9 protein-coding genes are annotated in these 12,237 nt (G+C 44.7%); 5 read left to right on the plus strand and 4 right to left on the minus strand.

Annotation, left to right across the window (positions count from 1 at the left end; all coding sequences use genetic code 11):
- Positions 1-115: 115 nt before the first annotated feature.
- From NQ095_RS05755 to NQ095_RS05770, 4 genes are all read right to left on the minus strand, one after another.
- Positions 116-2,152, minus strand: a complete 2,037-nt coding sequence (locus tag NQ095_RS05755; protein WP_258262532.1) for a DUF4179 domain-containing protein — start codon at positions 2,150-2,152, stop codon at positions 116-118.
- 160 nt (positions 2,153-2,312) lie between these two features.
- Positions 2,313-2,645, minus strand: a complete 333-nt coding sequence (locus NQ095_RS05760) for a hypothetical protein (RefSeq protein ID WP_258262533.1) — start codon at positions 2,643-2,645, stop codon at positions 2,313-2,315.
- A gap of 129 nt (positions 2,646-2,774) precedes the next feature.
- A complete protein-coding gene (locus NQ095_RS05765; RefSeq protein ID WP_258262534.1) occupies positions 2,775-3,323 on the minus strand; it encodes a hypothetical protein in 549 nt (182 codons plus the stop codon).
- Positions 3,324-3,481: 158 nt separating this feature from the next.
- Positions 3,482-4,315: an STAS domain-containing protein gene (locus NQ095_RS05770; RefSeq protein WP_258262535.1), complete on the minus strand. Its 834-nt coding sequence runs from the start codon at positions 4,313-4,315 to the stop codon at positions 3,482-3,484.
- 396 nt (positions 4,316-4,711) lie between these two features.
- Here NQ095_RS05770 and asnB point away from each other — a divergent pair, with 396 nt between their 5' ends.
- The 5 genes from asnB (at position 4,712) to NQ095_RS05795 (ending at position 12,185) form a co-directional block, all read left to right on the plus strand.
- Positions 4,712-6,535, plus strand: a complete 1,824-nt coding sequence (gene asnB / locus NQ095_RS05775) for an asparagine synthase (glutamine-hydrolyzing) (protein ID WP_258262830.1) — start codon at positions 4,712-4,714, stop codon at positions 6,533-6,535.
- Between the two features lie 394 nt (positions 6,536-6,929).
- Positions 6,930-8,582, plus strand: coding sequence for an alpha/beta hydrolase family protein (locus NQ095_RS05780; RefSeq protein ID WP_258262536.1), 1,653 nt, complete (start codon positions 6,930-6,932; stop codon positions 8,580-8,582).
- Between the two features lie 95 nt (positions 8,583-8,677).
- Positions 8,678-8,920 carry an SdpI family protein gene (locus NQ095_RS22550; RefSeq protein ID WP_375162818.1) on the plus strand — a complete coding sequence of 81 codons (243 nt, stop codon included), beginning with the start codon at positions 8,678-8,680 and terminating at the stop codon, positions 8,918-8,920.
- 266 nt (positions 8,921-9,186) lie between these two features.
- Positions 9,187-11,484 carry a transthyretin-like family protein gene (locus NQ095_RS05790; RefSeq protein ID WP_258262538.1) on the plus strand — a complete coding sequence of 766 codons (2,298 nt, stop codon included), beginning with the start codon at positions 9,187-9,189 and terminating at the stop codon, positions 11,482-11,484.
- Positions 11,485-11,981: 497 nt separating this feature from the next.
- The gene (locus NQ095_RS05795) at positions 11,982-12,185 is read left to right on the plus strand and encodes an IDEAL domain-containing protein (protein ID WP_258262539.1); all 204 of its coding nucleotides are present in this window, start codon (positions 11,982-11,984) and stop codon (positions 12,183-12,185) included.
- The last annotated feature ends 52 nt before the right edge of the window (positions 12,186-12,237 follow it).

Below are 12,237 nucleotides of genomic sequence, written 5' to 3' on the forward strand. Positions count from 1 at the left end.
AAACTAACTTTGTCACCCTGGTGACGACAAACCTATTGTTTCTCTGATTGGGGAAGATATTCCTGTGGTGGACCAAGAAAAAAGGGAACAGCATGGTACTGTTCCCTTCACGCGGTTAATCGAGCTTCACCTTCACCCGATCGTCCAGATATTGGGTGGTAGTGTAGCCGTCTATGACAAGTTCGGTCGGCATGACGTCATCATTGGAGCCATCGTTGTAAAAATCAATGGTTTGTTCCGTTTCAAAGTAACGGGGCTGGTCTAATTTCTCATACTCATATGAACCCGGCTCATACTTCTTTCCATCCTTGTCCATCAATATGCCATCCCCGCCACTTACTCCGATTGAGTAGTAATCCTCCTTTTCTTCCGAAGTCCGATAATATATATAGTTCACATTTTCATATTCACGGTCTTTCGGCAAATCGTGTGTAAGGGTCACTTGTGTCGGGCTACCGATTTTGATGTCATCGATGGTGATCGTGTTGCCGAGATACTCGGTAGTATGTGGCAACTCTTTATTTACATCGAGTTCAATGACTTTTTGATCCTTCACGAATAGATGAGCAGATCCGAATCGGATGGTAACATTCTTTGGATCATCAAAATAGAGGGTGTCAAAGGCCGTTTTAAAGGAATTCCAACCCTCATTGTCCGAAGACGCCCCGTACATCATGCCACCAAATTGATCCGCCTTCCACTTTTTATCTTTCGATTCAATCGTTTCAAAGGTCATCATGTCGATCCGCCCGCTCTTTTCACGCTCCTGAAAGCTATATTCAAGAACCGTCGCGGTCGGGGCAATCGTCATTTGATCCAATCGGACCGGTATACCGGCAACTTCCAATTTCTTATCCAGCTTATGGACACGGGAAGGCTTCTTTTCGAATGGAATATCGAAACTCCATCCCCCTTCAGCAAATCTCATTTCCCCCCCACCAAATTCACTGGTTGCAGGATCATCGGGTAATTGCATGAGTCTTGCAATCTGTAGCTTAATCGTTCCTTTATCCACTGAAACCGGAAGGAGACTAATGGTTCCCCTGTAGACATTTTCCTTATCATTATGTAGGTTTTCTTGATCACGTGGAGGGGAATAGAACGTGGATTGCTGGTCCATCTTCATGACATCATATTCGTTCTCGATGATGACCCCTTCATAAGGATTCATCATATAACGATTTTCCCCTTTAAGATCTTCCACTTCATAAAAGACCAGCGTCTGCACGTCATCCGCGACAACACTCCTGATTGTTACCTTCACCCCATCGCTTTCTGCTTCCAGATTCAGCCTTTCCCCAAGATCATGCTGGAGCATGGAGCGCAGTTGTTCATCTTCTTCCGTATAAGAATAATAGAGACTAGCAAACCCACCGGTGACAAATCCTGCAACGATCAGGAGTACAAACACTCCCGCGAAGGAAAGCAGGATCGATTTCCGCTTCTTTCTCCGCTTCTGCCTCTGTGCTTCCCTTTGAGCCAGCCTGTTTCTGACTTTCTCCATGACATCTGGCGGGAGATGGGTCTCTTCTGCCAATTTGGCAAGCGCGAGGGTCACTTCCTGAAACGAAGCAAGGTCTTCCTGACAATCCGTGCAATGATATATATGTATTTCAAAATCCACCTTTTCGGGTCGATCCATCGTTCTTCCTAAGTAATCCAGATAATGCTTCTGATATTCGTGGCAGCCTTCAACCTCAGGGCCGTTCCCCATCATTTCACGAAGCTCCCGTATGCCTCTGAATAAGCGGGATTTCACTTCGTCAATCGGGATATCAAGTATACGGGCGGCCTCATCCTGGTCGCACCCTTTCATATAGACTAACGCCACCGCTTCTTTATCAGCCGATCCGAGTTGCTGAAATGCGTGAAAGGGATCATCATCTGAACTCAAAGGTTGTTGTTCCGATACCTTTTGACACTCCTCCAGAAAAATTCTTGCCGCCGAGTGAGCCTTCTTCCGTTTACGAGCCTCATCCTGCAGGCGGATAATGGAGCCGTAAAAAAGATCCTCCACTTCCTGATGATGCATGTAAACCCGACTCAATGCATAGAACGAATGCTTCTCCTCTTGGAACCGGGCAATGATCGATTCCAATTCCCTTTCAAAAGTCCTGCTGACCGGCACGGTACCGGTTTCCAGTTTCGCCATAGCTGTCTTCCCTCCTTCCATTTTCCTACTAATAATTATTTCAAAATTCCCAATACTTCACAATCCTTTTCTTAAAAATTGATTAAGTCATCTGTTAGTTTCCACCTATCATACTAAAAGAAGGTCTGGATCACGTTGGATCCAGACCTTCTTCTACCTATTATAATCGATCGATATCCCCCAACTGGGATTGCATATCCAACTTCACCATCTCCTGTGCTTTAGAAAAGGTAAACACTTCATTCGATACCCAATGATTATACAATTTAGCCAGGGCGTTCCGGTGATAGACCGTGCCTTTCACCTCTGTAAAGAAATAGATGATCAACAGGTTGGTCACTTCGGCTGGAAGGTTCTTCTTACGTTCTATCCCCTTCAACGAGAGGATATCCAATCCTCTTAAAGGACTGCCGATCACGGTTTCTGCCATGTGAAAAGGATCAGTTGTCTGACATAGTGCCACGAGATCCGGATTCAATTCTTCAAATTTCAAGTGAATTCCCCTTTTATATATTACATAGATAGTGAACGAAAGATCGTTACACTTCAGGTCTTCTTAGATTGTAAGATTAACTACTATGTAGTATAACAAAAAAATGGTACAGGCAGACACTCCAGTGTGTTAATTTTTACTCAACCAAAATTCCATGACCTTTTCATGAGTGGATGGATAAATCAGCCTCTTCACCTGTACCTCCGTCAGATAACACTCGGTGACCCAATCAGGCAGGGTTACACTCTTCTCCTTCCAAAGACGGGTTCGCTCCAATGCATCCTCAACACTCATCTTAATCCATGTATCGGTGATCATATTCCCTCCACCCGCAGATTCATCCTCCACCAATGGATGAAGGAAACGGTTGTAGTATGGGATGCCGTCACCAAAATGGCTTAAGTTCCTCACCCATATGGTGCTTTCCCTGGGAAGGAAACCAATCGTCCTCGTACCTGCCGTTTGCATGCTATTCTCCTCCAAATAGCAGAAACATCCGTACCAATCACGGTCCGCCTCTTCCGGAATGATTATTTCTGACGTGTATATCGCTTGATCGGTAAGAAACAAATTATGTATAACGCGGTTAATGAAAATCGGATCCTTCTCCATTTGTTTGGGAGGTGATCCACATGTGAATCCATTGCGGTGGAAACGGATCATCTTGACGAATTGCATGGTACCCCTCCTTCTAAGGTGAATGAAATTCAAGGGCATACCTTACTAAATTCACTCTATAATGGAGGTAATCCCCTATATAGAATGACTTCAAACAAAGTATGAGAAATCATATAAAAAAAAAGAGCGTTCATATAAACGCCCATTCTTTCTATCTGTTATACCTGTTCATTTAACGCACGTTCGAGAGTCGACGTGACCGAAATATTTTCAAATGAAATACCCAACTGAATCGCTGTTTGGGCAATTTCCGGGCGAATTCCGGAAATGGTACTCTTCACGCCGATCAAATTCAGGCTGTCGATGATCTGGAATAACTGTTGGGCGACCATGGTATCCACCATAATGACACCGGAAAGGTCGATGAATAAGTGTTCGACATCTTTTTCCACACATTCTGCAAGAGTGTGCTCGAGGATGTACCTTGCTCTGCCTGTATCGATGTCGCCGATCAACGGAAGGACAGCGGTTTTCTTATTCAATAATATGATGGGGGAGCTGAGTTCCCGGATCATTTCCTGCTGTGCTTTCAAGCGTCTCTGGGAATACTCGTAATTCTCTTCTGCAAACGTGGAGATGACGATGCTGAATGTTTTAATGATCAGCTCCCTGAAATCATCGATTCTCCCCGACGGGAACTCGTCACCATGCTGACGGACAAATTCCTGTAAAATCCCTAAATACTGATCCTGTGTTCGAAAGAATTCCCGAAGGATATAGTGAGTAGGCGTGGATAAATGTTCATCATCCTTTGCAATTTCTTCAATCCAACGTTCAAAGTTACATAGTGCATCCTGCCCTACATCCTTAAATAAACCACAAAAGCGTTCATGAAATTCATGATTTTGCCGCTTTAACGTCTGAATCACATGGGGATCCGTTGAGGCATACACGCCAGAAGAATCACTTTTATCAAGGGACGCATACCAATCCTCTGTCAATTGCCATGTACGTGCACTCATAAATTCGTAAAACTTTTCCGCTACCTTCATAATCGACCTGCTTTCTATAAGACATGGAAATGGGATCATTTCTTCAAACACCGCAGATGTCCATCGGTCCGTTGCGAGGCGATATTCTACAAATGCTTATAAAAGTAATGTACTATGAGCGAGACATAAAGGAAAGAAAAAGTTTATCCAAACCTACTTCCAGAACACATTTCCTTTATAAGGCAAAGGACATGAGTTTTTAGGAATCAACTGACAGGAACGGATGACCTTTTACATTTTTTCTCAGAAATCAGCCACAATCCTTTGACGCCTGCTGAAGAAGAGATTTACCATTTAACATGACCCCGTAAAAAGGATCAATATAACCAATAGATAAAATCCAATTCATGGTGAGCGCTCACCATGATTAACTTTAAGAAAGAAGGCGTATGGAATATGTGTGGAATTGCAGGCTGGATTGACTGGTCAAGAGACCTTACCAATGAGGGACGGACACTGAAAAACATGACCGATGCCATTGAACACCGGGGACCGGATGCTGAAGGGAGCTGGCTTCGGGGTCACGCTGCACTCGGGCACAGGAGACTGATCGTCATCGATCCCGATGGAGGGACACAACCCATGCTCTATCAGAATGAAGGGAAGACTATAGCATTAACTTATAATGGGGAGCTCTATAACTACCTTGAGCTTCGAAATGAACTGATCGAGAAGAATCACCGATTTACAACAAACTCCGATACAGAGGTGTTATTGCATGCCTATCTGGAATGGGACGAGGATTGCGTCCATCATTTAAACGGCATCTTCGCTTTCGGGATCTGGGATGAGCGAAAAGAAAGACTTATGCTTGGTCGCGACCATTTAGGGGTCAAGCCATTATTTTATACCATTAAGGACGATGAGATCCTGTTCGCTTCTGAAATCAAAGCACTCCTTGCCCACCCGGACGTTCAGGCTGAAATCGATACGGAAGGTTTATCCGAAGTATTCGGCCTCGGTCCGATGAAGACACCTGGAAAAGCCATTTTCAAAAATATACAAGAAGTCCGGGCAGGTCATTATATGACCGTCACCAAAAATGGTCAAAACACCGTACAATACTGGAAACTTGAAAGCAAAGAACATACCGATGATATAGAAACAACGGTGCGGACGATACGGGAGCTGCTCGAGGATACAGTCAAACGTCAGTTAATCGCAGATAAGCCACTCGTGTCCATGCTATCAGGCGGCCTGGACTCAAGTGGACTGACGGCCATCGCCGGGAAAGAATTCAACAAGGAAAATAAAACACTTCCGACGTATTCCATTGATTTCGTGAACAACGAAGAAAGCTTCAAGGAAGATTTCCTGAGACGGGACCTTGATGAGCCATGGGTGAAGCGTGTATCCGAGCATGTCGGTACGGATCATACCTCTATTGTCTTTGACGCGGAAAAACTCGTGGATAACCTCCTCACTCCCATGAAGGCACGCGACCTGCCGGGAGTCGGAGAAATCGAGACATCTCTTTACTTATTGTTCAAAGAGATGAAAAAAGATGCGACAGTAGCGTTATCCGGGGAATCCGCCGACGAAGTGTTCTCGGGCTATCCCTGGTTCCATCAACAGGAATTTCTTGATGCAGAGGTCTTCCCGTGGCTCCTGAATATCGGCGGGATTGCCGGTGTCCTGAAGGAAGACTTGAAGGAGAAATTGGATATCCCTGACTATCAACAGAAGCGTTACCAGGAAGCACTCGCAGAGCTCCCTGTGCTAGAAGGCGAAAGTGACGTAGAGGCGAAGCAAAGACGGATGTCGTACATGTTCATCACCCGCTTTCTTCCCTTTATGCTCGACCGGAAAGACCGGGCAAGCATGATGACGGGCTTCGAGGTGCGCGTGCCATTCTGCGACTACCGCCTTGTTGAATACCTGTGGAATATCCCGTTCGAGATGAAGAATATCGATGACATCGAGAAGGGTATCTTACGCCGTGCGTTTGAAGGATATCTCCCTGATGATGTGCGGAATAGACGGAAGAGTGCGTATCCGAGCACGAAGGATGATGCGTATCTTGAAGGGGTCCAAAAGTGGATGACTTCCATATTGGATGATCCGGCATCCCCGATTCTTGAGTTGATCGATGAAGAAGCGGTCAGGAATATTGCTTCAGGAAAAAGCAGCCTTCCTGATTCCAGCGCGAAAGGTTTATTGGATTATTTAATCCAAGTGAATGGATGGTTGAAAGAGTACGACATTAAGATGGCGATATAATGTGCAGGAGCCACGGGGACGGTCCCTTGGCTCCTTTTCCTGTTCATTGGTGCTGAAACTGCGTCGAATTGTATAATTATTTATCAATTTCCGGGGAAATAGTTGTAGAAGTATGTAAGATTATTGCCTATCAGATGGCCGGCAAGACTAATTAAAACAGGATTGCTTCTTTTCCTGACATTTACCCTCAATGATTTCACCTTGCCTACCTCCTGATTAAATGGAATAATATACCTATAACTGAATTATTTCCAAGGAGGAATGACCTATCCGCACTGCAACCGAAGCCGAACATTATTTCCATACTACTGAAATCAGCACTTTCACTATTAATGAAAGCGAAGACAGACTCGTATTTAGCACGAACCTTAACGGGACCTTTAATCTTTGGGCCATGGATCTTCCTCATCTGTTCCCTTATCGATTAACGACCATCAACCAGAATAGCAGTCTCATCCATATCCATCATAATCAAATCATCGCAACATTCGAGAAGGATGGCGATGAAAATCATCAATTGCATCAACTGCCCATAGCAGGAGGTACCCCTATCCCCTTGCATGAGGAGGAATCCGGTTCAACGTGTTATCACGCCTGTTTTACAGATCAGGAAATGTACTACTCTACCAATCATGAAAATCCATTATTGAACATTTACAAAACCGATTTACAAACGGGCCATACCACCCTTATCCAACAAGGCGAAAAAGCTCCGATCGTCGTGGCAGCTGCCTCGTCCGATGGATCTTATGTATATACAGAAACCTACTCCAACACCCATACCTCTGCCTTTTACCAGACAGGTGATACGAAAGTGCCCCTGGTACCGGATGTTAACACCGCTCATACAATCAAGGGTATTTACTTGACGAAGGAGTATATATATTTCACAACGAACTATGGAAAAGAATTTTCATACCTTGCTTCTTTTAATCTTTCAACCTATGAATTTCACCCTCTTTTTACATTAGATAAAGAAGAAATCACTTCAATCCAGTTCCATCAACAATCGAATACGATCGTCATGACGTCGGAAAAAGGCGTGAGGGATCATCTCTATGTCTATGAAGTATCGACGGGCGTGGGAGAGAGAATCGATACTCCCTGCGATGTCATCAAAAAAGCAAAGGTCACCAAGAACGGACACCTCTTTGTACTTGGAATTTCTGCTGACAAAACGGATACCATTTTCAAAAGGGAAACGAACGGCAGCTGGATACAAGTGACCAATACCAAAGTACTTGGCGTACCTGATGGGAACATGATTAAACCGGATATCGTCCACTACGAAAGCCTTGATGGGCTGGAAATCGAAGCCCTGCTGTACAAACCCAAGAAAGCGAATGGAGTCACCATCATCTGGCCGCATGGGGGACCCCAGAAAGCAGAGCGGATGATATACAGACCTGTGATTCAGTACCTCGTCCAAAGCGGCTACACCTTCTTCGCCCCCAACTTTCGGGGCAGTAAATGCTACGGGGCAACATTCGAGAAGATGGTGGAACAGAACTGGGGGGACGGACCTCGACACGACTGTGTGGCTGGAATGGAATGGCTTATACAGACGGGAATTGCTGAAAAGGGCAAAATAGTGGCGATGGGTGGAAGCTATGGCGGTTATATGAGTCTGCTTCTCGCCGGACGACATCCAGAGTATTTCTGTGGGATTGTTGACATATTCGGCATATCGAATCTATTAACCTTCCTGAAAAATGTTCCGGCAAGTTGGAGAACCCTTATGGATCAAATGGTGGGAAATCCTGAAACAGACTATGAGAAGCTTGTAAGGGACTCCCCTATTACTTATATCGACCATATGAATTCTCCGATGTTCATCATCCACGGGGAGAACGACCCGAGGGTGAAGACGGAGGAGTCAGAGCGAATTGTATATGAATTAAAAAACAAAGGTGTTGCTGTTGAGTATCTCTTGTTTAATGATGAAGGTCATGGTTTTTCTAAGAAGAAGAATGAAATGAGGGCCAACAGGGAAATCCGTGGCTTTTTGGATAGGATTACAAGCAATTCATCAGCTCCTATGGTCTAACAAAAAGGCGGTCATGACAGTGAATAATATTGGAGTTTCACTAGTGAACCTCGTATCAGCCCTACTATTTATTGGATTAAGTGAAAAAAATTAAAATGAACACCCTGTATGGAATCCGGTTTCCTAAATCTTATAAATCAGAAGAAGCATGGAAAAAAATCAATCGCTTTGGATCTAAACAGATGATTCTCTGGTCGTTTCCTTTGTTCATGTCGGGCATCATATTTCTAGTGATGCCTCCCTTTACAGAACTCTTCACCACCATGCTAGTCTTTTTGCCATGCATCACTATTTTACCTCCAGTGGTGGTTTCTTACTTTTATTCTACTAAAATATAAGAGAGCATGGTTTGAGGTGGCCAACCCTTTTAGGAGGAAGTATCTCCTCCTCTATTCTTCAATAAACTCATACACTACACTTCCGATTTAAAAAGGTAGAAAAGAGAACCTTCGCGCATTTCAAAACATATTATGGAGGGATAAACTTTTTTGAAAGGAACGTGATAGATGTGAGAAAGAAAGCATCAAATGCTTCAAAACAAATCTTTCCGCCTGGCTGTCCAGGACTTTTCCCACGAGACATATGTACAAACCCTACCATTACTTTGGATAAAATAGGAACAATCAGCTGTGATGCCACGATCAGCGGGAAAGTGAGATGTGATCTTCGTCCCTTGGAGGGCGTGACGGTCAACCTTATCTCTCCTTCTGATCTACTATCATTCCAGAATCCTAACCCTGTAACCAATAGCAGGGGGGAGTTTTCCACGACGGTCATTGTTGACCGTAATACTCCCGTTACGCCTAATGTCAGTATCACAGCAAGAGCCGTTGTGGTTGAAGAAACCATCACCGACACCATCACAGCAAGAGTGGAGTGCCTCAATTGCTCTAATTTGATCGTCACCTCCACTGAAACTGTACAAGCTTTCGCATCCCCATTACAGTCCGTTACTTGTCCTGGTATTCCCATTACCGGCAGGGTGACCTGTCAAGGATTGCCGGTACCGAATGTCGAAATTGGATTTGAAGTCGACTCCCCGTCCGGAAAAGTCATTGTAACCCCCAATCCCACACTTACGAATAATGACGGAGTATATGAAGCTGCGATCCTGCCATTTCCAGGAGCCCTTGAAATCGTCACAATCGTAACAACAGCTACAATTGGGGGAAATACATTCCGTTCCGAACCCGTAGAATACGAAGTGAATTGTCCGGGTTGCGAAAATCTGGAGATCACTTTGGACTGCCCACCTCAAATCAGTTGCCGTGGTTTCTTGTCAGGCAGGTTAACATGTGACGGTGAGCCAGTGGCGAATGTACCTGTTGCACTCACAGGATCACCTGTCTTGAACATCATTAACCCTAACCCTGTGACCAACGAGAACGGAGAATTTTCTTCTCTGGTAACAATCAATTTTGATACAGAAGGACAGGAAGCGGACTATACGGCATCGGCTACCTTTACTGGTATCGAAGTGACGGCTTCCGGTAATGTGTTTGTCGATTGTGTCCGGTGCAACATCCCAGTGTTAACATTAAATCAGCCACTGTCACCAATCGGGTGCGGCGGAGGTCCTATCACCGGCCAGTTCACCTGTAATAGGGAACCAATCATCAATACTCCTGTCTTCTTCACAGTCCTGTCTTCTGGATCCGTTACGGTTAACCCTAACCCTGCCATCACCAATGCTGATGGGATCTTTACTGCTACAATCCAGCCAGGACTGAACGTGACAGAAACCATCACCATCCAGGCTTCATCCATGTTCGGTGGAGAAGAAGTGACCTCGGAACCACGGATTGCCTCTGTGAACTGCGTTTGTGAGAACCCCGTCATCGAGTTAGACAACCCTGGGCCGATCAGTTGCCGTGCAGTCATTACCGGTCGTGTCCTTTGCCAAGGACTGCCTGTGCCGGGTGTAACGGTGAACTTGAGCAGTCCATTATTGAATTTTGAAACACCCAATCCTGTCACGGGTCCAGATGGATCCTACTCCAGTGTCGTTACGGTTCAGCCAATCACCCCGGTTCAAGAAGGAGTTCCATATACGGCAGAAGCTGTCGTCTTTGGAATACCAGTATTTAATACGAACTTTGTACGTGCAGAGTGTCTGGATTGTGACGGGGAATCCCTTACCTTTATTCCTCCGCAAGGGACCGTAGGGTGTGATGGAGCACCAGTCTCAGGAAGGGTTTTATGCGGGGATTCTCCAGCTCAAAATGTAGCGGTATTCTTTGCAGTCGATCCAAGTATCGCTTTCATCTCTCCTAACCCCGCCATTACGGATTCAAATGGGGATTACTCTGCGATTATCATCCCTAACCAGGGAGCGATAGGGACTGTAGACATTACAGCCACTGCTGCTGTCGGGGGAGTTGGTATATCCGTCGGTCCTTTTGCGGTAAACCTAAACTGCCCGGTCCCACCACCGGAATGTCCATGCCGTTTCAGATTAAATACCCAGGGCGGAGCGCAACCTGGTGCACGTATACGTGTTGTACGATTTGGTCACGTACAAGATTATACGGGGCGGTTAAATATTACTGTCGTGCAATGTGGATCAGGCATTCAAGGAATCTGTAACCCTGCCGTCGACAATTTCAACTTTGTATTCAACGCCTCGAACGGTGACAACTTCCAATTCACACAAGGAAGGAGATCAAGCATCTCCTGCGAGAATAATCTGACCACAGCCATCGTAGAAGGGACCATCAACGGCCGGATCAATAACGGTCCATCCCGCTCCTTTGACGCAAAAATCACCGCTGTACTCAATAAAATCAATAACACGATTACCTGGACCATCTTCGCAACGGATAATACGACGACAACGTTTGAAACATTGGTACCGTTCACAGCTACTACCGATCCAACATCATTTATCATCGGATGCCCTTAAACCCGTAACTGGTAGCATTTACTGCTGCCAGTTTTTTGCGTCAATTTGATTCTTTATTTGTTAATTAAAAATATCTCTTGCTATGAAACCCGTTTCATAAATTAACATTAGAGTTGGAAGGAAAGCACATACTTCCTTTTTGATTGGCGTAACGCTTCATAAGCGGCGTGACAATCTCCTCCCTAAGTGTTCATCTATATGAACACTTTTTTAATGCCTTCATTTGCTAATCTGTTATGGCATGCGGCGTGTTTGATTATGAACCAACAAAGAAGACGTTCAAGAATCCTTTGAAGTCTTTGCTTTTTTTTAATAAATAGGATGTTGAAAACCCCGATTTTGGAAGAGTCGGGGTTTCTCAATCTACTCTATTAATGATCCGACATGCAGAATACACCCTGAACCAAGTTTGAGGGCAAGAATATTTTTTTGATAAAATGTTTGAATATTCTATAAATGGTTAGTATAATAGAAAAAAGGTCAAGGAGCTGATGATCATGAAGAAGTATTTGCTAAACTCACCACAGTCTGATGTAAATCACATGGATTCACTATTTGCAGAAATGATATTGGACGAGGCACTGCTGACATTTCGGAAAGAGCAAATCGCACAAGGGATTGACCAGGCATTATGTAACCGGAACAAAAAAGAATTCCTGCGGCTGACCGGGGAATTGAAGGAAATTCAGAGTGTGGAATAATTAAATATAAAAATAAATAAAAAGAGGACCATTCCCTACTGATTTGAAGTTG

Source organism: Rossellomorea sp. SC111 (genome assembly GCF_024733565.1).
Taxonomy (GTDB): Bacteria; Bacillota; Bacilli; order Bacillales; family Bacillaceae_B; genus Rossellomorea.